Source organism: Streptomyces sp. NPDC093097, from assembly GCF_044754325.1.
In the GTDB taxonomy this organism is placed as follows: domain Bacteria; phylum Actinomycetota; class Actinomycetes; order Streptomycetales; family Streptomycetaceae; genus Streptomyces.
The window spans coordinates 37,616-64,016 of the sequence record NZ_JBIVOW010000025.1 but is presented as its reverse complement, the minus strand read 5'-3'; the positions used below and the strand labels follow the sequence as shown (position 1 = coordinate 64,016).

Here is a 26,401-nt window from a genome sequence, read left to right as displayed (position 1 = left end):
ACCGCCGCACGGGGCAACGACCGATAGGGGCGTGCAGCCACGGCCCGCGACTGCGGGCGGGCCATTCGTCTCCCCGTTCCTACACGCGCCCCATGACACACGCATGCCGCATTCAGCCTTCCCAGTTCTCGGAACATCGTCAAGGGCGAATAAAGGCTCGACGCCCGAATTGCCATGAGCTGGGCGATACATGGACGTACGACTGTGACCTAACCGCCACAACAAAAGACAACTGCCTCCCCGAGGGAGGCAGTTGTCCGGGAACCGCGCGGGCCACCGCCCGCTTGCCGCCTACTTGGCCTGCTGCTCCTGCTGCTTGCGCCAGCGGATGCCGGCCTCCAGGAAGCCGTCGATGTCGCCGTCCAGCACACCCTGCGGGTTGCCGACCTCGAAGTCGGTCCGCAGGTCCTTGACCATCTGGTAGGGGTGCAGGACGTACGAACGCATCTGGTTGCCCCAGGAGTTGCCGCCGTCGCCCTTGAGGGCGTCCATCTTGGCCTGCTCCTCCTGGCGGCGCCGCTCCAGCAGCTTCGCCTGGAGAACGTTCATGGCGGTGGCCTTGTTCTGGATCTGCGAGCGCTCGTTCTGGCAGGAGACCACGATGCCGGTGGGGAGGTGCGTCAGCCGGACCGCGGAGTCGGTGGTGTTGACGCCCTGGCCGCCGGGGCCGGAGGAGCGGTAGACATCCACCCGCAGATCGCTCTCGTCGATCTCGATGTGGTCGGTCTGCTCGACGACCGGCAGCACCTCGACGCCCGCGAAGGAGGTCTGGCGGCGGCCCTGGTTGTCGAACGGCGAGATGCGCACCAGGCGGTGCGTGCCCTGTTCCACGGAGAGCGTGCCGTAGGCGTAGGGCACCTGGACGGCGAAGGTGGTCGACTTGATGCCGGCCTCTTCGGCGTACGAGGTCTCGTACAGCTCGGTCTTGTAGCCGTGGCGCTCGGCCCAGCGCAGGTACATCCGCTGGAGCTTCTCGGCGAAGTCGGCGGCGTCCACCCCGCCGGCCTCGGCGCGGACGCTCACCACGGCCTCACGGGCGTCGTACTCGCCGGACAGCAGGGTGCGGACCTCCAGCTCGTCCACCGCCTTGCGGACGTCGGTCAGCTCGCGCTCGGCCTCGGCGCGGGCGTCCTCGTCGTCCTCGGCCTCGGCGAGCTCGAAGAGCACCTCAAGGTCGTCGACGCGGCTGCGCAGCTCCTCGGCGCGGCGCAGCTGGCCCTGGAGGAAGGACAGCTGGCTGGTGATCTTCTGCGCGTTCGCCGGGTCGTCCCACAGGGACGGCGCCGCGGCCTGCTCCTCGAGCACGGCGACATCGGCCCTCATCTTGTCGAGGTCCAGGACGGCCTCGATCGACCCCATGGTCGAGGAGAGGGACTTCAGCTCTTCGGATACATCGACGACTGCCACGCACCCAGCCTAACGGCTACCACCGACAATCTGTCCCGGACCGGCTCCGGCGCCGGGGGCGCGGGCCGGCCCGGAGCGGACCCGCGCCGGCGCCCGCACGGGGTCCGGCGCAGGTCACCGGCCTATCGGGGCTGCTGCACGCCCGGGGTGGCGTGGTGCGGTTCGTCCTCGCCGCCCGAGGCCAGCAGCCCGCCGACCGCGAGCGCCACCACGACCGCGGCGGCCGCCACGCCCAGCTTGATCCGCCGGCGGCGCACCGCCTCCGGCGAGGAGCGGTGCCGGGCCGAACCCGCCCGGCGCTCCCCCGCGGCCCGCGGGGCGCGGGCGGTGCCGTGCGCGCCGCCGGCCAGCTCGTCCGGCGCGGGGACCCGCATGCTGGTGTGCGTCTCCCGGTTGGAGTCCGGCGTGGAGCCCTGCACCAGGGGGACGGCGCCGCGCGGCGGGCCCTCGGGGGCCGCCGGATAGCGCGCCTCCTGATGGGCCCCGGCGGGAGCGCTCTCCGGGTCGTCCGCCGGCTGCTCGTCATCGGGCTCGTCGATGTCCAGCGGCGGGATGCCGGCCAGGCCGGGCAGGATCTCGCGCAGCCGGGCGGCCAGCTCCGGGGCGCGCAGCCGGGAGGCGGGCGCCTTGGCCAGGCACTGGAGCAGCAGCTGCCACAGCTCGTCCGGGATGCCGGGCAGCGGGGCGACGCTCTCGGTGACGTGGCGGCGCAGCACCGCGCCCGGGTGGCCGCCCCCGAAGGGCGTGAAGCCGGCGAGCATCTCGTACAGGACGGTCGCCAGCGCGTAGACGTCCACCGAGGCGCGCGGCGGCAGCCCCTCGATGATCTCCGGGGCGAGGTAGTCGGGGGTGCCGATGACCTTGGTCGCCTTGGTGCGGCGGGGCGAGTCGACCAGGCGCGCGATGCCGAAGTCGGTGAGCAGCGCGGGGTGCGCGCCACCGGGGCCGAGCGGTCCCTGCATGTCCAGCAGGACGTTCTCCGGCTTGACGTCGCGGTGCACGATCCGGGCGGCGTGCGCGGCGGCGAGGCCGTCGGCGACGTCGGCGGCGATGGCGACGGCGGCCTCCGGGGCCAGTCGCCGCTCGCGCTCCAGACGGGTGCGCAGGTCGGTGCCGCGGACCAGGTCCATGACGAGCGCGAGGTCGGCGCCGTCGACGACGAGGTCGCGGACGCCGACGACGTGCGGGTGTTCCAGGCTCAGCAGCGCCGCCCGCTCCTGTACGAAGCGGCCGACGAGCTCCTGGTCGGAGGCGAGGTCCTCGCGCAACAGCTTGATGGCCACGGCCCCTTCGGGACCCTCGCCCAGCCATACCGTGCCGGCACTGCCGCGCCCCAGGATCTGGTGGGCGGTGTACCGGCTGCCGATCTTCCGTGCCAAGACTGCTCCGACGGGTCGGGCCCCCTAGCGTCCTGCGGGGGCTGAGGTTGGCGTCAAAGCTACGCGGGCACCGGAGAGTTCGGTGCCCCCCATGACGGCAACGTCACTTCTGTACGGGAATTCACCAGCCGGATGTCGACAAATCCATGATGTCGCCGGCGATCCCCCGTACGGACCGTCAGCCGCCGAGCTGCTGTACGAAGTCCTGGATCTGGCTGAAGACGTGCCCGACCTGCCCGAAGAAGCTCCGGCCCGTGCCGATCCACTGCTGGAGCGGGGTGAACTCCCAGACCAGCCAGCCCCCCACGAACAGCAGCAGCACCATGAACAGGCAGCCCTTCAGGCAGCCCAGACCGGGGATCCGCATCGGGTTGGCGCTGCGCCGGCGCGGCTCACGCGGGGGCCGGGGCTCCCGCGCGGGCGGCGGGGCCGGCTCGTAGCGCTGCGGCGGCGGCTCCTGGCGGCGCTGCGGGGCCGGTGGACGCTGCGGGGCCGGCGGCCGCTGCGGCGCGTACCCGGGCTGCTGCCCGGCGTACGGGGCCGGAGCCGGGGGCGGGGCCTGGCGGCGCTGCGGACGGCGGCGCAGCGGGTCGTCCTGCGGGTCCAGGTACTGCACCTGGGTCTGGTCGTTGCGGTCGCGGGCGGCCCGCAGCTGGGACTCCCACGGGTGCGGACCCTCGGGCTCCTGGGGGCCGACGGGCGAGCCCGCCGGCATCGGGGGCACCGGCGGCATGGCCCGGGTGGGGGCGGGGCCACCGGGGCCGCCGGGGCCGCCGGTGGACGGCAGCACGCTGGTCGGGGCGCCCGGGTCGTAGGAGGAGGCGTTGGTCGGCAGCACCTGGGTGGGCGCCGCGGCGCCCGTCTCCTGGGAGCCTTCGGTGCCCGGGACCGTGGCCGGGTCCGGGTCGGGGGCGAGCAGCGCGGCGACGCCCAGCGCCGCCTCGGCCTGCTCCGGGGTGGCCTGCGCACCGATGCCGGCCGCGACGGCGCGCAGCCCGCGCGCGAGGTTCTCGGCGCTCGGGCGCTCCTCGGGCCGCTTGCGCAGACAGCGCTCGATGATCGTCCACAGCGGTTCGGGGACCGAGGCGGGGCGCTGCGGCTCCTCGGCGAGGTGCCTGTGCAGCACCTCCAGGGCGGTCGCGCCGGCGAACGGCGGGCGGCCGGTCACCAGCTCGAAGAGCAGGATGCCGGCGCCGTAGATGTCCACCGCGGAGGTCTGCGGCTGGCCCTCGGCGGACTCCGGCGCCACGTAGGCGGGGGTGCCGACGAACTCGTGTGTACGGGTCAGCCCCGGGGAGTCGGCCAGCCGGGCGATGCCGAAGTCGGTCAGCATCGGGTGCATCTCGCCGCTGCCGTCCGAGCCGGAGAGCAGCACGTTGGCCGGCTTGAGGTCGCGGTGGACGACGCCGTCGGCGTGGCTGGCGGCCAGCGCGTCGGCGATCTGCGCGGTGAGCAGGGCGGCCGCCACCGGGCTGAACGGACCGCTGTCGCGGAGGTAGCGGTGCAGGTCGGGGCCGTCGACCAGGTCCATCACCAGCGCCAGCAGGTCGCCCTCGACGACCAGGTCGCGGGTGCGGACGATGTTGGGGTGGGTCAGCCGCAGCAGGACCGAGCGCTCCCGGAGGAAGCGCATCACCACATCGGCGTCGGACGCCAGCTCCTCCTTGAGGACCTTGATCGCGACCGTTTCGCCGGGCTCTCCCGGGACGGCGGCCTCGGCGCCGGCCGCCTCCCTCTGGCGGGCACGCCAGACGGTGCCCGTGGCGCCGCGTCCCAGCGGCTCCTCAAGCAGGTACTTGCTGCCTACCGGCCGCACGTCATGCGCTCCCTGATCGTGGTGGTCCTTGCTCTGGCCCGCTGGGTCGGCTCGCGGTCCGTCCGCCCCACTGTAGTGCCGTCGCACAAACCTCTCGGTTCGCCGGACGGAGCGGGCTTCTCGGGTAGACGCAGGGCGCGGACCGTTGGTTGCCCGGATTCCGGATGTGTCCCGGGCAAGGCCGGTACGGGGCGGCCGGCATCCGCCGCGGCGCGCCGGGAGCCGGCGGCCGGGGCCCGGGGACCGTCCGTCGGCGACCGCTTCCCTGGCGCCCGGTGAGCGAAATCGGCCGGTTCGCTGCGCGTAAGCAGGCGGTTTTGCGCCGGGCACCGACCAATCAAGATCATTAATGGGCGGTCGGCGGGCGTGTTGTCAGCGGCAGGTGCGAGGATGCATCCCAGCACGCACGCGGCGGGGGCGCGCGGTCACCGTCGCGACGTGCGTGGGACATGTCCGTGCCGACGTGCCCGGGGTGCGGTGGGGGGTGAGCGGAGCTCCTGCCGGATTCCCGGCAGAAGGGACCGTTGACGGCGATGCAGATCCGGCTGACCGTCCTCGGGCCGCGCAGCGGCCACACCACGCGGGCCTGCGACGTGCTCGTGACGGCCCCCGCCGGCACCGCCCTGGCGACGGTGGCCGGCTCGCTCGCGGCGGCCGTGGCCGGTTCCGGCGCGGACGTCGGCACCGCGAGCAGCAGCGCCGCGGTCGTGCTCTACGCCGGCACCGAGCGGCTCGACCCGCAGCGCGCGGCGCTCGGCGAGCCGCCCCTGATCGACGGCGCGGTGCTCTCCCTCCAGGGCCCCGGCCCCTCCCCGGCGCACGGCCTGCCGCACGGCTCCGCCCGGCTGCGCGTGGTCTCCGGCCCCGACGCCGGCGGGGTGCACCTGCTGCACGGCGGCCAGATCCGCATCGGCCGCTCCGCCGACGCCGACGTCCCCCTGGACGACCCGGACGTCTCCCGCCTGCACTGCGCGGTCACGGTCGAGCCCGACGGCTCGGTGTACGTGGCCGACCTGCGCTCCACCAACGGCACCGCCGTCGACGGCGTCGAGCTCGGCGACCGGGCCGTCCCGCTGCCGCCCGGCGCCCTGCTGCGCATCGGCGAGTCCGCCCTGCGCCTCCAGGCCCCGCCGCGCACCCCGGACCCGGCGCTGACCGCCGCCCCCGACGGGGAGGGCCATCTCCGGGTCGCCCCCGGACAACTCGCCCCCGGCGCCTCGCCCACCGGGGAGACCGCGGCGGGCGTGCTGTACGCCGGCGCCGACCACGCCCCCGCCGGCGGCTCGTACGCAGCCGGTGACGTCCCCCACCCGAGGACCGGCGGCAGCGGGCACGCCCCGGCGGCCCCCGGCAGCGGCAGACACCCCGCGGCCGCGCCGCCGGCCGGCCCGCCGACAGCCGGCCCGGACGATCGCGACGGCCGTTTCACCGGCGGTTCCGGCCGGCGGGACACCCCCCTGCGCGGCGTCCCCGACCCCGCGGCCCGTGCGCACGCCCCGGAGGGCACCGGACTCCCCGCCTCCGGGCCGGCCGCGGACGGCCTGTTCCCGCCCGCCGCCCCGCCCAGGCCGCTCCAGGACCCCAACCCCGCCGCCTACGGGCCGGCGCACGGATACGCGGCAGCCGAAGCGGAATACGGGGCGCGGACCGGGCACGAGGCCGCGGCCGGTCACGGCACCGCGCCCGCCGACGGACAGACCCACGGCGGGCAGCAGTCCCTGGTCCCGGCCGACCCGATGGCCCGTAAGGCGGGCCGGCGCGGCGGCATCGGCGCCTGGGCGCGCCGACTGGCCGGCGGCCGCCCCGTAGAAGAGGAGCAGGACCCGGCAGCGCAGTCCGCGGACGACGACGGGGCGGCCCCCGGGGACGCTCCGGCACCCCGGGCCGCCGGCGGCACCACGCCCCTCTCCGGCCCGGCCGCGGACCGGCGTTGGCCGGACGCCGCCGGCATCCTGCTCACCGCGCTCTGCCCCGGCCCCCTGCTCTGGGAGCGCGGCCCGGACCACCCGGACCTGCTCACCGTCCGCCTGGGGACGGCCGAGCGGGACGGCGGCCGCACCGCCGCCCCGGTCACCGTCGAGCTGCGCCGGGCCGGCGCCCTCGGGCTGGCCGGGCCGCGGGGGCGGCTCATCGGGCTGGCCCGGTCCGCGGCCGCGCAGCTGGCCGCGCTGCACTCCCCCGGGACGCTGGAGATCGTGCTGGTCAGCACCGACCGGGCGCGCCCCGTCGAGGAGCGGGTGGACGACTGGTCCTGGCTGGGCTGGCTGCCGCACGTCCGCCCGGCCCGCGGCCAGGACTGCCGGCTGCTGCTCGCCTACGACATGGAGCAGGCCGCCTCCCGTACGGCCGAGCTGGTGCGGCGGTTGGACGACGGCCCGCTGGGCCCCGGCTGGCCCAGCGCCGAGCGCGCCGAGGTGGCCGCGGTCGCCGCCCGCCACCGCGGGCCGTACACCCTGCTGATCGTGGACGGCGATCCCGGTTCGTCGGCGCTGCGCGAGACCACCGCCCGGCTCGCGGCGGGCGGCCCGGCAGCCGGTGTCCACGTCCTCTGCCTGGCCGAGACCCCGGCCGCCTCCCCCGCCTTCCCGCTGGCCGCGACGTACGAGGCGGCGCGCGTCGCCTCGCCCGCGTTCGGCGAGTGCGGGGCGGTGGCGGTGCTCAGCGGCGACGTCGCCACGGCGCTGCGGGTGGTCCAGCCGGGCTCCGGGCCGAACGGCACGGTCGCGACCGTGGACGCGGTCTCCGCCGCCTGGGCCGAGCGGTTCGCCCGGGCGCTGGCGCCCCTGCGGGAGACCGAGGCGCCCGGTCGGCCGGGCGGGTCCGCGGCGCCGCGCGCCGCCGTACCGCTGCCCGAATCGGCGCGTCTGCTGGACGAGTTGGGGCTGGCCCGCGCCACCCCCGCTTCCCTGATGGCCCGTTGGGCGGCCGCGCAGGACACCGACCGGCCCGGCGCCGCCGCGGTGCTCGGCGCCGGGCCGCACGGCCCCGTGGTCGCCGACCTCGCGGCCGACGGCACGCATCTGCTCGTCGAGGGCGCGGCGGCCACCGGCAAGACGGAACTGCTGCGTTCCCTCGCCGCGTCGCTGGCCGCTGCGGACCGCCCGGACCGGCTGTCGCTGGTCCTGGTGGACGGCACCGGCAGCGAGCGCGGCGAGGGCCTGCGGGCCTGTACGGATCTGCCGCACGTCACCACGCATCTGGCCGCCTCGGACCCGCTGCGGATGCGGGAGTTCGCCCAGGCGCTCTCCTCCGAGCTGAAGCGGCGCGCCGAAATACTGGCCGGCACCCCCTTCTCCGAGTGGCGCACCAAGCACCTCCCGGCCCCGCGCATCGTCGCCCCGCGCCGCTCCGCCGAGGGCAACCGCATCGCCGGGAGCAGCCGCGCCACCGAGGGCGGCTCCGCATCCACCCCCGCCCCCCACGTCCCGTCTGTCACCTCAGCCCCCTCCCCCTCATTCACAACGAGTAACGAATCACAGGAACAAACTACTCTCCGTAATCGTTGCCGTAATAAGGAAGAAGGCGGCGGCACCCCGGCAGACCTCGCGGCGGACCCCTCCCGCACGGGCACCCTGCGCCTGCGCCCCTCGCAGGACCACACCGCCCACCCCCCGCACCAAGCCCCGCACACTCGCCCCGGACGCCCCGGCCACCCCGCCGAGTCGCCCGACTCCCCGGCCACCGGCGCCGCGACCACCGGCCAGACGCCGGCCCACCGGCCGCCCGGCGCGACGTCGGCCCCGCCCGCGGCCGTGCCGGACGCCCCCGCGGCGGCCCCGATGCCCCGCCTCTTCGTCCTGGTCGACGACTTCGACGCCCTGGTCTCGCCGGCGCTGGGCAGCATGGGCCGGCCGGCCGCCGGTTCCGTGGTGCGCGCCCTGGAGGCGGTGGCCCGGGAGGGCGCGGCACTGGGCGTGCACCTGATAGCCGCGACCGGTCACCCGGACCGCACGGAAGGCACCGCGACCGCCGAACAGGCCGCCCTGCGCATCCAGTTGGGCACGGCCGCCGACCCGGCCGAGCCCGCGGCCCCCGGCTCCGAACCGGTACCGCCCGGGCGCGGGCGGCTGCACCGCGCGGCGGACGACACATCCGTCCCGTTCCAGGCCGGCCGGGTCACCGGCCGGATACCGCGCACGTCCACGCTCCGCCCGACCGTCGTGCCCCTGGAGTGGCCGCGGATGGGCGATCCGCCGGCCCGGCGCCCGCTCCGTGAGCTGGGCAACGGCCCGACGGACCTCGCACTGCTGGCCAGCGCGCTCCAGCGGGCGGCACAGTCCTCGGGCGCACCGGCGGGGCCGGCGCTGATGTGAGGCGTGAGCCTGAGGCGTGAGCGCGAGTCTGAGGCGTGAGCGTGGGGCGCGAGCCCGGTCCGTAACAGGCCCATCACGAAAGGGGTGTTGGCCTGGGGGGCGGTATTGCGGAGCCGGTGGTGGGGGCGTAGGACTGTCGCACGGCAGGCGCCCGCCTGTCACAGGTGCGATGGCGAACGGCGGCAGTCGGTGGCCATCGGCGGTGAGTGAGCGGCCGTGATCGTGACGATCACGGGGCAGCGCAGCGCAGTAGATACGTACAGCGCAGTAGATACGTGCAGTGCAGTAGGCACGTGCAGTGCAGTAGGCACGTGCAGCGCAGCAGGTACATGCAGTGCAGTAAGGCACGCTGTGGGGCACGTTCAGGCAGTGCGGTAGGGCACACAGGGCGCGGGAGCGCAGTAGGGCACGGCGCGGTCAGGCAGCGGTGCGGCACCGGTCGCTGCGGAGCACTCGGGATGTCGGGACGCGGCGCTCGCGCACGCGCGCACTCGCGTGGCATCGAACCATGATCATCAGCACCAGCGATATCAGTGCCACCACCAGTGAGATCCGCCATCGCGCCTTCAGTGCGGCGCACCACCAGCGACATCAGTGCAGTGCGCCGCCGGTGAGATCAGTGCCATGTGCGGGGCGGGGGTTCGTCCCGCGAGCCCGGGGTGAGGGCTCATGCGCGGAGTGACGGGGACTACGGAGGGGCTACGGGGATGCGCAGACGAGTCGACGGGACAGGCCGCGGAACCGACGGTGGGGGTACCGGCGGTGGGGGCACCGGCGCGTTCGGGCGGCGGGGTGCGCGGCCGCGGCGGGGTGCCGGGGTGTCGGCCGTCGCCGCGGTGCTGGCGCTCGGACTCGCCGGGTGTGGGAGTGGCAGTGGGGGCGGGGACAAGGGTGGTGGGGGTAAGGGCGGGGGTGGTGGGGATGCCGCGCCCACGGTGGCGTTGCCGAAGCTGAGCGGGCAGCGGTTGCAGGTGGCGGCCGTCTGGACGGGAGCGGAGCGGGACAACTTCACCAAGGTGCTGGCGGAGTTCGAGAAGCGCACCGGGGCGAAGGTCGACTTCGTGCCGAGCGGGGACGATATGGCCGGGTTCATCGGCTCCAAGATCGCCGGTGGTGGGCCGCCGGACGTGGCGCTGCTGCAACAGGTCGGGGTGCTGAACGAGTTCGCGGCGAAGGGGTGGCTCAAGCCGCTCGGGGCGGACGCCAAGGCGCAGTTGGCGAAGAACTTCAGCAAGGGGTGGCAGGATCTGGGCGCCCACAAGGGCACCGAGTACGGGGTGTACTTCAAGGCCAGCAACAAGTCGCTGGTCTGGTACAACGCCAAGGTCTTCGAGAACGCCGGGGTGTCCGAGCCGAAGACCTGGCCGGAGTTCCTCAAGGTGGCGCGGACGGTGTCCGATTCGGGCGTGGAGCCGGTCTCGGTGGGCGGGTCGGACGGCTGGACGCTGACCGACTGGTTCGAGAACGTCTATCTGTCGCAGGCGGGCCCGACGAAGTACGACCTGCTGGCGAAGCACCAACTCAAGTGGACCGATCCCTCGGTCACGCAGGCGCTGACCACGCTGGCGCAGCTCTTCGGCCACAAGGAGCTGCTGGCGGGCGGCAATGCGGGGGCGCTGCACACGGACTTCCCGACGTCGGTGACGCAGACGTTCAGCGGCGGGGACACCCCGAAGGGGGCGATGGTGTCGTCGGCCGACTACGCGGCGGCGGACATCGCGGAGACGAAGGCGAAGGTCGGGACGGACGCGAAGGTGTTCCCGTTCCCGGCGGTGGGCGCCAAGGCGCCGGTGGTGACCGGCGGGGACGTGGCGGTGGCGCTCAAGGACAACAAGGCGGCGCAGGCGCTGCTGACGTTCCTGGCGTCGACGGACGCGGCCAGGATCTGGGCGCAGGCGGGCGGTTTCGTCTCGCCCAACAAGGAGTTGGCCCCGTCGGCGTATGCCGACGACGTGATGCGGAAGATCGCCAAGGCGCTGATCGCGGCGGGCGACGGCTTCCGGTTCGACATGTCCGACCAGGCGCCCGCCTCGTTCGGCGGCAAGCCGGGGCAGGGCGAGTGGAAGGACCTCCAGGACTTCCTGAAGAACCCCAAGGACGTCGCGGGGACGCAGCAGCGGCTGGAGCAGGACGCGGCGAAGGCGTTCGGGCACTGAGCGGGGGACGCACGGCGGCGTGGCGGGCGTCGGGGCCGGGCGGGCCGGCCCGGGCGCCGCGCGCCGGCGTCGGCGGGCGTCCCGTGGAGCGGTGCGGGCCACCTCGATCGGGAGCGGGGGGATCGTCACGATGAGCGGGGCGCGGGCAGGGGCGGCGGGCGGGCCGCGGCGGCGCGGGGTGGCCGGGACGCGGCCGTGGGTCGCGGCGGTGTTCCTGCTGCCGGCGCTGGTGCTGCTGGGGGCGCTGGTGGTGTATCCCATCGGGTTCTCGGTGTACCGGAGTCTGTTCGACGCGTCCGGCAACGGCTTTGTGGGGCTGGGCAATTACGGTGCGATGTTCTCGGACGAGGGCATCCGGACGGCGTTGCGGAACAACGTGATCTGGGTGGTGGTGGCGCCGACGGTGTCCACCGCGCTGGGGTTGGTCTTCGCGGTGCTGACCGAGCGGGTGCGCTGGGGCACGGCGTTCAAGCTGGTGGTCTTCATGCCGATGGCGATCTCGATGCTGGCGGCCGGGATCATCTTCCGGTTGGTCTACGACCAGGATCCGCAGCGCGGGGTGGCGAACGCGGTGTGGGTGGCGGTGCACGACACGTTCGCCGAGCCGGCGCCGTTCCCGGGGGCGAAGCCGCGGCCGAACGGGGAGCTGCGGCCGTCCGGCGGCGGGGCGTTCACCACGCGGTCGGTGGCGCGGGTCGGGTCGCCGGTGGATCTGCCGCTGGTGGCGGTGCAGCCGCGGGACGTCCGGGACGCGAGGCCGGCGGTGGCCGCCCGGCCGCGGCCGGGGAAGGTCACGGGTACCGCGTGGCTGGATTTCACCCGTGGTGGTGGGGGGCGTCCGAACGTCATCGACCCGGGTGAGAAGGCGCTGGCGGGGCTGACGGTGGAGGCGGTGCGGGGCGGCCGGGTGGTGGCGTCGGCGGTGACGGCGGCGGACGGGACGTATGTGTTGCCGGCGGAGGCGGCCGGGGCGCGACTGCGGCTGCCGGCGGCGGACTTCGCGGCGGCGTACAACGGGGTGGACTGGCTGGGGCCGGTGCTGGTCACGCCGGCGATCATCGGCAGTTATGTGTGGATGTGGGCCGGTTTCGCGATGGTGTTGATCGCGGCGGGGCTGGCGGGGGTGCCGCGGGAGCTGCTGGAGGCGGCGCGGGTGGACGGGGCCAGCGAGTGGCAGGTGTTCCGCCGGATCACGGTGCCGCTGCTGGCGCCGGTGCTGGTGGTGGTGCTGGTCACGCTGATGATCAATGTGCTGAAGATCTTCGACCTGGTGTACATCATCGCGCCGGGCTCCAGTCTGCGGTCGGCGAATGTGCTGGCGTTGCAGTTGTTCCAGTCGTCGTTCGGGACGGATGTGGACGAGGGGCTGGGGAGTGCGATCGCCGTGTTCCTGCTGGTGCTGGTGGCACCGGTGATGTTCGTGAATCTGCGCCGGATACGGAAGGAGCGCCGTCGATGACCTCGCCGATCTCGGCCGTGGACGGGGCCGCGGTGCCGGCCGGTCGCGGGGGCCGCGGGCGGGGGCGGCCCGCGGCCGGCGGTCCGTCGCCGATGGCGCGGCTCGCGGCGCGCACCGGGGGTGGTGCGGTGCGGGTGTTCCTGGTGCTGGTGGGGCTGTTCTGGCTGATGCCGTCGGTGGGGCTGCTGATCTCGTCGTTGCGCAGTCCGGCGGAGATCGCCGAGTCGGGCTGGTGGCAGGTGTTCACCCGGCCCGCGCAGCTGACCCTCGACAACTACGGCCATCTGCTGTCGAACGGGAAGGTGATGGGGTCGCTGCTGACCACGGCGGCGATCACGGTGCCGGCGACGGTGCTGGTGGTGGTGATCGGGTCGCTGGCGGGCTATGCCTTCGCATGGCTGGACTTCCCCGGGCGGGACGGCTGGTTCATGGTGGTGGTGGGGCTGCTGGTGGTGCCGGTGCAGGTGGCGCTGATTCCGGTGGCGAAGCTGTTCGGTGCGGTGGGGCTGTTCGAGACGACGGCCGGGGTGGTGCTGTTCCACACGGCGTTCGGGCTGCCGTTCGCGGTGTTCCTGCTGCGGAACTTCTTCGCGGAGATCCCGCGGGAGCTGCTGGAGGCGGCGCGGCTGGACGGGGCGGGTGAACTGCGGCTGTTCACCCGGGTGGTGATGCCGCTGGGCGGTCCGGCGATCGCGTCGCTGGGGATCTTCCAGTTCCTGTGGGTGTGGAACGACATGCTGATCGCGTTGATCTTCGCGGACAGCGGGCATCCGCCGATCACGGTGGCGCTCCAGCAGGAGGTGCGGCAGTTCGGCAACAACATCGACGTGCTGGCGCCAGGGGCGTTCCTGTCGATGGTGGTGCCGCTGATCGTCTTCTTCGCCTTCCAACGGCAGTTCGTCTCGGGGGTGATGGCGGGCGCGGTGAAGTGACCGCGGGGCAGGGGCGGCGGTGCCGGGGCGGTGCGGGATCCGGCCGAAGCCATGACCGGAGCGGGAGACAACGCTCACCTTCCGTTCATGTTCCTCCCCCTACGATGGCGCCCGCTCCGTGAGGCGCACGGTGCGACCGGGGTTCCTCGTGGCGACCGCTTCGCCGTGCCGTGGCGGCGCCGAGGTCCGTTCCGCGTCCCCGGTGCCGCGCCGCGCCGTCGTGTCGTATCTCGCCACCGATTCCCGACCGTCTGGAGACGGAACCGCACATGACTGCCGCCACCGCAGACCAGAGTGCCGACCACCTGCCGCGTCCCACCCGGCTGTCCGAGGTCAAGGGCTGGTTCTTCACCGCCGATCAGCTGCTGTTCGACTGGTTCCTGCGCCATCAGCAGGACCGGTCGGTACCGGGCGACCTGCTCGAACTGGGCGCGTACATGGGCAAGAGCGCGATCTTCCTGGGGGCGCGGCTGCGTCCGGGCGAGCGCTTCACGGTCTGCGACCTGTTCGACTCGCCGGCCGAGGACGCGTCCAACTCCAAGGAGATGGCGAAGTCGTACGCGACCCTGACCCGGCGCGCCTTCGAGGCCAACTACCTGGCGTTCCATGAGGAGTTGCCGGTCATCGTGCAGGGGCTCAGCTCCGTGGTGAGCGAGCATGTCGCGCCGGACAGCGTGCGGTTCGCGCATATCGACGCGTCGCATCTGTACGAGCATGTGCACGGCGACATCCTGGCGGTGCGGGAGCTACTGCACGACCGCGGGGTGGTGGTGATGGACGACTACCGCGCCGAGCACTGCCCGGGGGTGGCCGCCGCGACCTGGCAGGCGGTGACGGGCCACGGGCTGCGTCCGATCTGCCTCACCGGCACCAAGTTCTACGGCACGTGGGGCGACCCGGAGCCGTACCGGAGCGCGCTCGCGGCGTGGGCGGCGGCCCGCGGCGACATCTGGCACGAGGTGCAGCAGGTCAACGGTGCGCCGCTGGTGCGGCTGAGCCCCAAGGGCGCGAAGGAGCCGGCGCATCCGGTGTCACGGCACCGGCCCGCGCCGTCGACGGAGACGGAGACGGAGACGGAGACGGAGACGGCGGCGAAGACGCGGCCGACGGCGCAGGCGCAGGCGCAGGCCGAGCGGCGGCCGGCCCCGGCGGCGCGTCCGCCGCGCGGGGTGCTGCAGCGGGTCGCGGCGGACGTGCTGCCGCCGCTGGTGACCCGGGCGCTGGTACGGGCCCGCGCGCGGTCGCGGGCGGCGCGCCGCTGAGGCGCGCGCCGGGCGGGTCGGCGGGGTGCGCCGGCCCGTCGCGGTGCGGCCCGGGGCGTCCGCGTCACCCCCGGGGCACCTGCCCTACCAGGACGAAGGAGTTGGCGCGCCAGAACCGCCCGGCGGTCCGCGGCAGCGGGTGGGAGTAGGTGCGCCGCACGGCCAGTCCGACGGCTTCGGCGAAGGCCCGCAGCAGGGTGAAGTCGGTGAAGCGGACGGGCTCGGGCCCGGCGCGGTGGCCGGCCTCCTGGGCGGTGATCAGCAGCACGCCGCCGCCGGGCCGGACGTAGGGGACGTAGGCGCGCAGCAGCTCCTCGACCTGTTCGTCGTCGAGGTGTTGCAGGACGTGGGCGGTGAGCAGCGCGTCGAAGGCGCCGGGGCGGGCGTGCGGACCGGCCAGGAAGGCGTCGGCGGTGTAGGCGGTCAGGCCGCGGGCGCGGCAGCGGGCGACGGAGTGCGGGTCGTGGTCGATGCCGACGCTGCCGGGGGCGCAGGCGGCGAGGGTGTCGCCGTCGCCGCAGCCGATCTCCAGGACGCGGCCGGGGCCGATCCGCCGCAGCTGCCGGGCGAACGGGGGCCGGGCGGCCAACAGGTGGGCCAGGCGGGCGCGTTCGGGGTGGGCGGGGAGCCGGAGGGTGGAGGCGGCCGGGGCGGTGCCGGTGGGGTGCGAGGTGTGGGCGGCGGGGGTGCCGGGGGCGGGGGCCGCGGTGTCGGGGCGGTCGGTGGCGGCGGAGCTGTCGGTTCGGCCGGGCATCGCGGGGCGGTCACCTTCCTGGTCGGCGAGCGGCGGGCGGGTGCCGGTGTCCGGGGCGCGGGCACCGGTCGCGCTGATCACGGTGTACGCCATCGCACGGTCCGGGCCGCACCGCCGCACCTTCGCCTCACCCTTTCAGCGCAGCGCCGGTGACCGGGTCGCCGATGGACGAGTTGAGGGACGAGTCGGCCGCATCGGCCTGTATGCGCCCCGGGGTTGGTCCCGTGGTCCGCCCGTCCGGAAAGGCTCGTCAAACCCATGAAGCCTCGGCTCACCGTCGTCGTCCCGGTCCCGCGCGGTGCGGGGGCCGCGCGCCATGTCCAGGAGTGTCTGGGGTCGGTGGCGGCCCAGACGCTGACGGAGCTGGACGTGCTCCTGGTGGACGACGGGCCGGCCAAGGGGCCCGAGGGGCCGCCGGCGGCGGTGCGGCGGGCCGCCGAGCGCGATCCGCGGTTCCGGGTGGTGCACCACACCGGCGGGGGCCGGGGCGGGGCGTGGAACTTCGGCGCCCGGCACGCCTTCCCGGACACCGCGTACCTGGCGTTCCTGGCGCCGGAGGACGTGCTGCTGCCGCGGGCGTACGCGGATCTGGTGGGGCTGTTGGACACCTCGGGGGCGGAGCTGGCGACCGGCAACGTCTACCGGCTGGGGCCCGGGGGCCGCAGTCAGTCGGCGGACCATCCGGCGCCCCGGGAGACGGTGCTGCGCACCCATGTCACCGAGGACCCGGCCCTGCTCGGCGACCGCCTCGTGGCGAACAAGGTGTTCCGCCGGGCGTTCTGGGACCGGCATCGCCTCGCCTTCCCCGAGGGCGAGGCGTGCGACGCGGCGGCGGTGGCGCTGCCCGCGCATGTGCTGGCGGAGGCGGTGGACGTGCTGCATGAGCACGTCTGCTACTGGCGGCTGCCGGAGGGGCCCGCGCCGCATCGGCGGCCGACGGCGCAGGCGGTGCGGGACCGGTTCGCGACGGTGGCGCGGATGCGGGCGCTGCTGGCCGATCCGGCGCGCGCGGCCTACGGCCGGCTGCGGGCGGCGTACGACCGGGCGCAGTTGACCGGGGGGCTGCTGGACCTGGTGGCGGCGGTGCCGGGGGCGGCGCCGGAGGTGCGGACGGCGTTCCTGGACTGTGCCCGGGACTTCCTGGCGCGGACCGATCCGCGGCTGCTGCGGGCGCTGCCGGTGGAGCTGCGGATGCGCTGGTATCTGGTCCGGGCGGGTCGACTGGCGGACGTGGCGGCCCTGTTGGGGCACGAGGCGCGCAATCCGGGCGGTTTCGCGGTGGCCGGGTCGCCGCTGCGCCGGCGGGCGGTGCTGCCCGAGCCGTCGCTGGAGCTGCCGGCGGGGGTGGTGCGGCTGGCCCGTACGGACTTCCCGGTGCGGGCGGAGGTGCGGGAGGCGGTGTGGCGGGGCGGGGTGCTGGTGCTGCGGGGCTGGGCGTATCTGCGGAACCTGCCGGCCGGGCGGCGGCACGGCTATCTGCGGACGGCGGTGCTGTCGTGCGGGCGGCGGCGGATCGTGCTGCCGGTGCGGACGGTGGCGATGCCGGAGGCGACCGCGGCGTCCGGGCAGGAGTTGCACTGCTACGACTGGTCGGGGTTCGAGCTGCGGGTGGATCCGGCGCGGCTGCGGCGGGGCGGACGGTCGGGGGAGGGGCCTTCGCACGGCGACGGCGACGGGCGGGCGGACGAGTGGCGGGTGGAGTTGCTGCTGGCGTCGGCCGGGGTGGTGGCGTCCGGGGAGCTGTGCGCGCCGGAGAGCGGGTCGGGGGCGGCGCCGTCCGCGTACGAGGGGGCGGACGGGACGGCGGTGGTGCCGCGGTATGCCGGCGGGCGGTTGCGGATCGCGGTGGCGCGCCGGGTGCGGCGGCTGGCGGGGCCGCCGGTGGTGGCGGGCGGGGCGCTGGAGCTGGCGGTGACCGCGCCCGGTCCGGCGCCGGTGGCGCTGCGGTTGACGCACCGCGGGACAGGGACGGTGGTGTCGTTCCCGGTGGAGGCGGCGGACGGGGATGCCGGGGGCGGGCGGTGTGTGGTGCGGGTGCGGTTGGACGCGCTGGACGCGGCCCGGCCGGCGCGGGACGGTGAGCCGGCCGCGGTTCCGCCGCCGCACACCGAGACCTGGCTGACCGAGCTGGTGCTGCCCGGCGGCGGTACCGACGCGGTGGTGTGCCCGGCGGGGATGGCGCCGGTGGCGCATCCGCTGCCGCACGGCCGGGAGGTGGTGGCGGTGGCCGCGCCGGCCGGGGAGCTGGTGCTGCAGGACCGGGTGCCGCAGGCGTCCGTGGACCGGGTGGTGTGGCGGACGGACGGGACGCTGCTGCTGGCGGGGGCGCTGCCGGATGCCGCGCCGGCCGCCTTGGAGCTGGTCCTCAAGCACGGTGCGCACGCCGCGGAGGCGGTCGTCCCGGCCGTGCACGACGAGGGGCGGTTCCACTGTGCGCTGCCGCTCGGGGCGCTGCCGTCGCTGGCCGGGGAGGTGCCGCTGCCGGAGGGCCGCTGGTCGGTGCATCTGCGGGAGCGGGGGGCGGCGGCCTCGCCCCTGGACGCGCCGGTGCGGTGCGCGCCGTCGGTGTTCGACGGGCTGCCGGCGTCGCGGACGGTGCGCGGCAAGCCGTTCACGTTGGACCGGGTGCGGCACGACGAGGTGTTCGTGGCGGCCGGTTCCGCGCTGCCGCCGGTCGACCAAGGTCCCTACCGGCGGCGGGTGCTGCGCGAGCAGCACTATCCGCTGCACCGCTCCCGTCCGCTGCGCGAGGCGGTGCTCTACAGCAGCTTCGGCGGCCGGGCGTACGGGGATTCGCCGCGGGCGGTGCATGAGGAGCTGGTGCGGCGGGGGTTGGACGCGGTGCATCTGTGGGCGGTGCGGGACGCGCAGACGCCGGTGCCGCCGTCGGCCCGGCCGGTGGTGGTGGGCAGTGCGGCGTGGCACGGGGCGCTGGCGCACAGCCACTGGATCGTCACCAACACCCATCTGCCGCGCTGGTTCGTGCGGCGGGCCGGGCAGCGGGTGATCCAGACCTGGCACGGGACGCCGTTGAAGCGGATCGGCGCGGATCTGGCGGGGACGCTGTGCGGGGGGCTGGCGCATCTGGCGCCGCGCCCGCGGCTGGGCCGCCAGTGGAGCGTGCTGCTCTCGCCGAACGCGGTGAGCACCCCGGTGCTGCGGTCGGGCCTGGGCTTCGGCGGGCGGCTGCTGGAGACGGGGCTGCCGCGGACCGATGCGCTGCACGCCGCGGACCGGGACGCGGTGGCCGCCGCGGTCCGCGCCCGCCTGGGGGTCCGGCCGGATCAGCGGGCGGTGCTGTACGCGCCGACGCCGCGGGACGATGTGGCGTACGACGCCTCGCACCACCGGCTGCATCTGCCGCTGGACCTGGACGCGGCGCGGGCGGCGCTGGGCGAGGACCATGTGCTGCTGGTGCGCAGCCATCCGCAGGTGCCGGACCGGTTGCCGGCCCACCACGCGCCGTTCGCGGTGGACGTGTCGTCGTATCCGGACGCCACCGAACTGCTGCTGGCCGCCGACGTCCTGGTCACCGACTACTCGTCGCTGGCGGCGGACTTCGCGGGCACCGGCCGTCCGATGCTGTTCCTCACGCCCGATCTGGCGCACTACCGCGACACCCTGCGGGGTTTCAGCGTGGACTTCGAGGCGCGGGTGCCGGGCCCGCTGCTGTCGTCCACGGGCGAGGTGATCGACGCGCTGGGGGACCTGCCGGCGGTGGCCCGGGCGAGCGCGCCGGCGTATGCGGAGTTCCGGCGGGCGTTCTGTCATCTGGACGACGGCGGGGCGGCGGGCCGGGTCGCGGATCTGGTCATGGAGTGAGCCGGCCGGCGGCGGGATAGGGGCGGGCCGGGCCGGTGGGCGGCGGCCGGATCGGCATCTCCCGGCGTCCGCGTCGTTACAGCTTGTATCGGCGTCCTTGCGGGGCGTCCGCGCGGGCGAACGGACAGGGGCCGACTGGTCAACAGACGGCAATGGGGCGGAAAAAGACGGTTCCCGGTGCAACCCCCTGGTGGATTTCCTCCTCCTCCCCAGAGGAACAGGGGTCCGAACCCGCTCGCGCACAGAGCTGCTGTCGACACGAAATGTAGATTTAGTGACTGTGAATGAAGCCCTTGGGTCACAGCCAGGGCCCATCCTCACGCCCACCGCTCAGGTCAGCATCGTCGTCATCGCGTTCAACGACGCCGGGCACGTGGCCGATGCGGTGCGCTCCGCGCTCGCGCAGGGCGAGGCGGTCGCCGAGGTGATCGCGGTGGACGACGCCTCCACCGACGGCACCGGCGCCGCCCTGGACGCCCTGGCCCGCACCGAACCGCGGCTGCGGGTGCTGCACCGCGGCGAGAACAGCGGCGGTTGCGGTTCCCCGCGCAACGACGGACTGCGGGCCGCCACCGGCGAGTTCGTGATGTTCCTGGACAGCGACGACGTGCTGCCGCCGGGCGCGGTGCCGGCGCTGCTGTCCGCGGCGCGGGAGCACCGGGCGCCGGTCGCCGCGGGCGCCTGTGTGCGCCGGGAGCTGCCGGCCCGCCGGGACGTGCCCTGGCAGCCCGGCCTCTACCGCGAACCGGCCGTGTACGGCAGCCCGGAGGCGGCGCCGCAGCTGGTCCGCGACACCCTCTGCGTCAACAAGCTCTACGCCCGGGAGTTCCTCACCGAGCACGGCATCGCCTTCCCCGAAGGCCGGTACCATTACGAGGACTTCGTCTTCACCGCCCGGGTCCTGGCCGCCGCCCCGAAGATCGCCACCGTCCCCGACACCGTCTACGTCTGGCACGTCCGCCGCACCGCCGCCAAGCAGTCGATCTCCCTGGACCGCAAGGACGTCGCCAACTGGCGGCAGCGCATCGAGGCGCACCGCACCGTCCTGCGCATCCTGAAGGACGCCGGGCGGTCGGGGCTGGCGCGGGCCGCCGCCACCAAGTTCCTCGACCACGACCTGCGGATGTACGTCCGCGAGTTGCACACCCGCGGCGCCGACTACCAGGGCGAGTGGTGGCGGCTGACCCGCGATCACCTGGCCTCGTTCGAGGAGGCCGAGCTGCGCGCCGCGCACGCCCCGGCCCGCTGGCTGGCCCGGGTGGTCCTGGCCGCGCCCGCCCCGCGCGACCTGGACCGCCTCACCCAGCTCGGCGCCCGCCCCGGCCGGCTGCTGCCGCCGTACGCGACGGGCCCCGACGGCGCCCCGGTGTGGTCGGCGGACCTGCCCGAGGTGCGGCTGGACGGTCTGGGCTCCGAGGACGGGGGGGACGCCGCGGACGAGGACGCGCCGGGCGTCAAGGCGTCGCCGCTGCTGCCGGTGGCCCTCGACGCCGAGCCCGTCCCGGGCACCGGCGGCGGGCTGCTGCGGCTCCGCGTCCACGACCTCTACGGCCGGCTGGCCGCGGCCGGCCCGGTCAGCGTCGACGTCACCATGCAGCGGCGCCGCGACGGCCGCCGCGGACCGGTGTACTCCGCCGCGCTCACCCCCACCGCCGACGGCACCGCCTGGACGGCGTCGGTGGCGCTCGATCTGGCCGGGCTCACCGAGCTGTCCGGGGCGCGCCCGGCCGACCCCGAGCCGTGGGATCTGGCGGCCCGGCTGACCTGCGCGGACGGCACCGTGATCGGTGCCGGTCTGCGGGCCGTGGGCGCCGGCCTGCGGCGCCGGGTGCTGCCCAACCGGCGCCATCTGGTGCTGCTCGCCCAGCCGTACGCGACCACCGGCGGCGCGCTGGCGCTGCGGGTGGCGTCCGGGCCGCGCAGCGTCTGGCGGATCGCCGCCCGCCGGCTGCGCCGCTGACCCGGAACCCTCGCCGCCTCGACCTGTCCCTCTGTCCCCCACCTAGGATTGGCGCTATGTCTTACTTGATCACGGGTGGTGCCGGTTACATCGGCTCCCATGTCGTAAGGGCCCTGCGGCAGGCCGGCGAGACGGTCGTCGTCCTCGACGACCTGACGACGGGCGTCCGCGCCCGGGTCCCCGAGGACGTGCCCCTGATCGTCGGCTCGACGCTGGACCGCGCGCTGCTGGACGCGACCCTCGCCGAGCACGGCGTCACCGACGTCGTCCACCTGGCCGCGAAGAAGCAGGTCGGCGAGTCCGTGGAGATGCCGCTGCACTACTACCGCGAGAACGTCCACGGCCTCCAGACGCTCCTGGAGGCGATGGCCGCCGGCGGCGTGCCCCGCCTGGTGTTCTCCTCCTCCGCCGCCGTCTACGGCATGCCGGACGTGGACCTGGTCACCGAGGACACCCCCTGCGTGCCGATCAACCCGTACGGCGAGACCAAGCTCGTCGGCGAGTGGATGGCGCGGGCGGCGGGCCGGGCCCACGGCATCAGCACCGCCTGCCTGCGGTACTTCAACGTCGCCGGCGCCGCCACCCCGGAGCTGGCCGACACCGGTGTCTACAACATCGTCCCGATGGTCTTCGAGCGGCTCACCCAGGGCGCCGCGCCCCGGATCTTCGGTGACGACTACGACACCCCCGACGGCACCTGCATCCGCGACTACATCCACATCGCGGACCTCGCCGACGCCCACGTCGCGGCCGCCCGCGCGCTGGCCGAGCCGGGCCCGGTGCGCGATCTGACCCTCAACATCGGCCGCGGCGAGGGTGTTTCGGTCCGCGAGATGGTCGATCTGATCGCCGAGGTCACCGGCCATGAGGGCGTGGTCCCGGAGGTCACCCCGCGCCGCGCCGGCGACCCGGCCCGGGTGGTGGCGTCCGCCGAGCGGATCGCCAAGGAGCTCGGCTGGCAGGCCCGCCACGACGTCCGCGACATGATCACCTCGGCGTGGGCCGGCTGGCAGCACCACCACCCGTAGGACCCGCCGTCCGCCGCCCGCTCCCGTACGAGGGGGCGGGCGGCGCGGCGTTTCAGGGCCGAACGACGGGCGCGCTCAGGGCAGTTCCAGCGCCGACCCGGGGTGGAGCACGACCCGTACGGGGCCGGTGCCGCCGTCGGGGGCGGCGGTCGGCGGGGCGAAGCGCGGGAACGCGCCGCCGCTGATCTGCAACCGCACCCGGTGCCCGGCGGCGAACCGATGCGCCGCCGAGCCCATCGGCACCACCGCCTCCCGCGGCTCCACCGCACCGCCGCGCACCCGCACCAGCCCGTCGCACACGTTCACCGACCGGCCCCGCGCGTCCACCTCGCACAGCCGCGCGAAGAGGTCGAAGGACCGGCCGCCGGGGGCGCCGTCCGCGGTGACCCGCCGGGCCGTCCGTCGCATACGGCTCCCCCGGCCGCGGCCCGCCGCGCGCCGGCAGCCGATCGGCCCGGCGCAGCCACCGCCGCAGCCGCAGCACCGCCCGCAGGAAGTCCCCGTTCCCCCGGTGCTGGTGGGCCATCCCGGTCCCCGACACCAGCGCGTTCTCCAGATGGAGCGCGCCGCCGCCCCGCCGGACGCGATCCGGCGGGGCGGCGGGGCGGCAGGGCGGACAGCCCAACGCGCGGGACGGCGGCCTCAGTTCGCCGGGCGCTGCCGCCAGGGGCGGACGAAGTCGTGCAGGGCCCGCCGCACGGACGGGGCGAGCGGCGCGTCGACCTCCGGGGCCCCGGCGGGGTGCAGCAGGTGGTCGACACCGGGCAGGACCCGCAGCCCGGGGCCGGTGGTGCGGGCCGCGGCCAGGGCTGACACCAGCGGCGGCACGGTCCGGCACGGCACGTTGGCGTCCGCCGTGCCGCAGGTGACGAGCGTGCGCGTGCCGGGCGCGACGCCGCGGGCCACCGACGGCGGGGAGAGCGCGTCGTCGCTGCGCACGAAGTCCGCGTTGACCGGCCCGAACATGCCGTCCAGCAGCGTGGAGAGGGCGGGCAGCAGCCCCGAGGTGTCCACCGGGCGCCCGGCGCGGAAGTCCGCGATGGCCCTGGTCACACCGCGCTTGTTCGTCTGCGCCTGGGACGCGGTGAGCTGCCCTGCCGCGACCGCCCGGTCCAGCAGGTCCGCCAGCTGGAAGTCGATCATGTCCAGCAGCCGCATGTCCTGCGGGGCGATGAGCGCGAGCCCGGCGGGCTTCGCCCCCGCCGCGCGGCCGACGAGCAGCGCCTGGAGCCCGCCCTCGCTGTGCCCGACCACGAGCGAGGCGCGCGGATCGGCCTCCGGCTGGGCGCGCAGGATGTCGTAGGCGGCCACCGCCTGCCGGGTGAAGGCGGCCATGTCGGGAGCGCCGGGCCGGCCGCCCAGGCCCGTCCGCCCGGTGCCGTACTTGTCGAACCGCAGGCTCATCACGCCGTCCTCGCCGAGCGCGTCCGCGAGGGCGGCGAGGGTGTGCGGGGTGAGCGCGGGCGGCTGGTCGCCGTTGCGGTCGGTCTGGCCGCTGCCGGGGAGCAGCAGCGCCGCGGCCAGCCGGCGGCCCGCCCGGTGGGCCGGGACGTGCACCGTGCCGTACGCCGTGGTGCCGTCCGCGGTGAACTGGACCTCGCGGTCCACGGCGGGTACGAGGGCGGCGGCCCGCGGGGCGGCGGACGCCCCGGTGGCGCCTAACGCCGGTCCGGCGGCGACGGCAACCGCCGCGGTGAGCGCGGCCAGCACCCGGGTGCGCCATGGGGAGCGCGAACGCATGGAGTCTCCCTGCGAGTTGAGGTGGGGAGGGAGGGAAGAGGGGCAGCCGGTGGTCTCCTGCGTGCCCCTGGTCACCCCCTCGCGACTTGTTCTAGAAGTTATAGAACAAGTCGAGGCCGTGCCGCTACGGGAAATGCGCCAAGGAAGCGGGCCGCCCCGCCGGGCAAAGGCACAACAGGGCGGCGGGACAGGGCAGTTCCACCGCGCCCCCCGGCCGGGCCGTTCCACCGTCGGAGGCGGAACGGCCCGGCCGGGGGCGGTCGTCAGCCCCGCCGGTCCGGCACGGTGAGCGTCAACGGGCCCGTGCCGTCGGCGGATCGGACCGGGAGTTCGCGGCGGAGGCCGCCCGCGGTCAGGCGCAGGGCGACCCGCCAGGTGCCCGGGGGGCCGCCGCGCAGGCGGGAGTGGGCGCGGTAGCGGTCGCCGGCGGCGCATTCGACGGTGGTGCGCAGGGCCACGGTGCGGGTGCCGTCCCGCAGCACGAACTGGAGGCCGGCGTCGGCGGGGCAGCCCGGGAGGGTCAGGCGGGCGGCGACGGTGGCGCGGCCGGTGCGGGTGCAGCCGGCCTCGCCGCGCAGATCGGCGCCGAGCGGGCGGCGGGCCCCGTCGTGGTCCAGGTCGAGGTGGAGATGGCCGTGCGGGGAGGAGCGGAAGAGGGCGGCGACGGTGGGGCCGGCGGGGCCGTGGCTGACGATGCGCGGGGCGGTGTCGGTGACCGGCCCGTCCGCCTCGGGGACCAGCCACGCCTCACGGCGGAGGGCGGGCACGGACGCCGGGCCCTCGGCGGCCGCCGCCTCCCCCGCCCCGTGCACCGCGACCCCGATCTTCAGCCCCCAGACGCCGTCCGCCAGCGGGGCGCCGCCGGCCGCGGTGGCCGGGTCGAGGGCGGCGTGCCAGGCGCCGTCGGGGCCGTAGGCGGCGGGGATGCGGTGGTGGGCGCCGCTGCGGTGGAGGACGAGGTCGACGGCGTCGGCGCCGGCGGTGCGCAGGGTGGCGGTGCCGCGGAGGTGGAGGACGCCGCCGACCCACCGGGCGCCGTCCAGACGCTGGTGCACCGCGATGCGGTCGGTGAGGTCGAACAGGGCGTCCGGCAGCGGGTGTTCGGGGTCGCGGAAGTGCGGATAGCCGGCGTAGGCGCGGCCGTCCTCGATGCGGGGCGGGGCGGGCGCGGCGGCGGAGTCGGCGCGGACGACGGCGGCCAGTTCGGCGTCGAGGCCGGCGCGCAGGCAGTGGGCGCGCAGCCGCAGGCCGGGCGGCAGGGCGGCGAGCACCCGGTCGGTGAGGTAGCGGTCGACGAGGGGGCGGGCGGCGTCGCGCATCGCGCGGCGGCCGGCCTCGTCGCGGGCGAGGTAGGGGGCCGCGAACGGCATGAGTATCTCGCCGTGGAAGTGGCGCACCAGCAACCGGTCGCGGGCCGGGCCGGGGGGCACCTCGGCCGCGAGACCGGCCAGGACGGTGCCGATGTAGGCGAGGTAGGCGGGCCAGTCCACGTCCTGGCGGGAGGCGTTGCTGTCGTCGTCCCGGCCGTGCAGGTAGTAGCAGTCGTAGTCGGCGAGGACGGAGACGACCTCGGCGCGCAGCAGGGCGGTGATGCCGAAGGGGAGGTCCTCGGCGAGCAGGCGGCCCTCGACGAAGCGCAGCGCGTGGCGCTCGACGAAGGAGCGGCGGAAGAGCTTGTAGGCGGCCAGGGTCCAGTAGACGGGCGAGTCGTGGAGCGAGACGCGGGGGCTGGTGGTGCGCAGGTCCACGGGGGCGCCGCGGCCGCCGGTGCCGACGATGCGGCCGTAGACGATGTCGGAGCCGTGCTCCTCGGCCATCGCGACCAGGCGCTGAAGGGCCTCGGGGCCGAGGTGGTCGTCGGAGTCGAGGAAGAAGACGTAGTCGCCGGTGGCGCGGTCCAGGCCGACGTTGCGGGGTCGGCCGGCGCCGCCGGAGGGCGGCTGGTGGACGACGGTGAGGTGCGGGTGGGTGGCGGCGGCCGCGTCCAGCCAGGCGCCGCTGCCGTCGGTGGAGCCGTCGTCGACCGCGATGACCTCGATGCGGTGCCGGTCGAGGGTCTGGGCGAAGACCGAGCCGAGGCTGCGGTCGAGATACCGCCGGGTGTTGTGGACCGGCACGATCACGGTGACGGTCGGTGCGGTGCGGGCCGGGCCGGAGCCGGCGGTGGCACCGGGGCGGGGTGCGGCGCCGGGGTGGTCCGGGCCGCCTGCGTCGTCGGGGTGGTGGGACACGGGAAGCGTGGCCTCCGTTCCTTTCTGCGGGTCCCCGCCCTACCCCGCCCCCTCCGGGGTAAAACGGACTAACGAGACATCAAGCCATATAACTCGTTCGCTGCCTGTCTGTGCGCGGACTGCGCGCCGACCGGGAAGGAGC

At 75.5% G+C, this 26,401-nt stretch carries 15 protein-coding genes; 8 read left to right on the top strand and 7 right to left on the bottom strand.

Features of this window, described 5'->3' with window-relative positions:
* Positions 1-291: 291 nt before the first annotated feature.
* The 3 genes from prfB to ACIQE0_RS32405 all read right to left on the bottom strand — a co-directional run bounded on the left by prfB (position 292) and on the right by ACIQE0_RS32405 (position 4,602).
* A complete protein-coding gene (prfB, locus tag ACIQE0_RS32415; protein ID WP_366332606.1) occupies positions 292-1,407 on the bottom strand; it encodes a peptide chain release factor 2 in 1,116 nt (371 codons plus the stop codon).
* A 122-nt stretch (positions 1,408-1,529) separates the two neighbouring features.
* On the bottom strand, positions 1,530-2,786 hold the full coding sequence (locus tag ACIQE0_RS32410; protein ID WP_402338794.1) for a serine/threonine-protein kinase: 1,257 nt from the start codon (positions 2,784-2,786) through the stop codon (positions 1,530-1,532).
* Positions 2,787-2,964: 178 nt separating this feature from the next.
* Complete coding sequence (locus ACIQE0_RS32405) at positions 2,965-4,602, bottom strand: serine/threonine-protein kinase (protein WP_402338793.1); 1,638 nt, start codon at positions 4,600-4,602, stop codon at positions 2,965-2,967.
* A 533-nt stretch (positions 4,603-5,135) separates the two neighbouring features.
* Here ACIQE0_RS32405 and ACIQE0_RS32400 point away from each other — a divergent pair.
* The 5 genes from ACIQE0_RS32400 to ACIQE0_RS32380 all read left to right on the top strand — a co-directional run bounded on the left by ACIQE0_RS32400 (position 5,136) and on the right by ACIQE0_RS32380 (position 14,724).
* Positions 5,136-8,915 carry an FtsK/SpoIIIE domain-containing protein gene (locus ACIQE0_RS32400; RefSeq protein ID WP_402338847.1) on the top strand — a complete coding sequence of 1,260 codons (3,780 nt, stop codon included), beginning with the start codon at positions 5,136-5,138 and terminating at the stop codon, positions 8,913-8,915.
* Between the two features lie 818 nt (positions 8,916-9,733).
* A complete protein-coding gene (locus ACIQE0_RS32395) occupies positions 9,734-11,071 on the top strand; it encodes an ABC transporter substrate-binding protein (protein ID WP_402338792.1) in 1,338 nt (445 codons plus the stop codon).
* Positions 11,072-11,201: 130 nt separating this feature from the next.
* Entirely contained in the window at positions 11,202-12,530 is a 1,329-nt protein-coding gene (locus ACIQE0_RS32390; protein ID WP_402338791.1) for a carbohydrate ABC transporter permease, read from the top strand.
* On the top strand, positions 12,527-13,462 hold the full coding sequence (locus ACIQE0_RS32385) for a carbohydrate ABC transporter permease (RefSeq protein ID WP_402338790.1): 936 nt from the start codon (positions 12,527-12,529) through the stop codon (positions 13,460-13,462). Before ACIQE0_RS32390 ends, ACIQE0_RS32385 begins: the two co-directional genes overlap by 4 nt.
* A gap of 269 nt (positions 13,463-13,731) precedes the next feature.
* Entirely contained in the window at positions 13,732-14,724 is a 993-nt protein-coding gene (locus tag ACIQE0_RS32380) for a class I SAM-dependent methyltransferase (protein WP_402338789.1), read from the top strand.
* A 64-nt stretch (positions 14,725-14,788) separates the two neighbouring features.
* On the opposite strand, the gene ACIQE0_RS32375 is transcribed toward ACIQE0_RS32380, so the two are convergent.
* Entirely contained in the window at positions 14,789-15,571 is a 783-nt protein-coding gene (locus ACIQE0_RS32375; RefSeq protein WP_402338788.1) for a class I SAM-dependent methyltransferase, read from the bottom strand.
* A 165-nt stretch (positions 15,572-15,736) separates the two neighbouring features.
* Between ACIQE0_RS32375 and ACIQE0_RS32370 the strand changes: the two genes are divergently transcribed.
* The 3 genes from ACIQE0_RS32370 to galE all read left to right on the top strand — a co-directional run bounded on the left by ACIQE0_RS32370 (position 15,737) and on the right by galE (position 22,288).
* Complete coding sequence (locus ACIQE0_RS32370) at positions 15,737-19,300, top strand: CDP-glycerol glycerophosphotransferase family protein (protein WP_402338787.1); 3,564 nt, start codon at positions 15,737-15,739, stop codon at positions 19,298-19,300.
* Between the two features lie 280 nt (positions 19,301-19,580).
* Positions 19,581-21,260 (top strand): glycosyltransferase, encoded by a 1,680-nt coding sequence (locus ACIQE0_RS32365; RefSeq protein ID WP_402338786.1) that lies wholly within the window; start codon positions 19,581-19,583, stop codon positions 21,258-21,260.
* A 56-nt stretch (positions 21,261-21,316) separates the two neighbouring features.
* Complete coding sequence (gene galE, locus ACIQE0_RS32360) at positions 21,317-22,288, top strand: UDP-glucose 4-epimerase GalE (RefSeq protein WP_384102505.1); 972 nt, start codon at positions 21,317-21,319, stop codon at positions 22,286-22,288.
* A 75-nt stretch (positions 22,289-22,363) separates the two neighbouring features.
* Here the strand turns inward: galE and ACIQE0_RS32355 are convergent, their stop codons facing one another.
* The 3 genes from ACIQE0_RS32355 to ACIQE0_RS32345 form a co-directional block, all read right to left on the bottom strand.
* A complete protein-coding gene (locus ACIQE0_RS32355) occupies positions 22,364-22,696 on the bottom strand; it encodes a CocE/NonD family hydrolase C-terminal non-catalytic domain-containing protein (protein ID WP_366332587.1) in 333 nt (110 codons plus the stop codon).
* Between the two features lie 234 nt (positions 22,697-22,930).
* Positions 22,931-24,028 (bottom strand): alpha/beta fold hydrolase, encoded by a 1,098-nt coding sequence (locus ACIQE0_RS32350; protein WP_402338785.1) that lies wholly within the window; start codon positions 24,026-24,028, stop codon positions 22,931-22,933.
* Between the two features lie 263 nt (positions 24,029-24,291).
* Positions 24,292-26,259 carry a glycosyltransferase gene (locus ACIQE0_RS32345; RefSeq protein ID WP_402338784.1) on the bottom strand — a complete coding sequence of 656 codons (1,968 nt, stop codon included), beginning with the start codon at positions 26,257-26,259 and terminating at the stop codon, positions 24,292-24,294.
* Positions 26,260-26,401: the final 142 nt, after the last annotated feature.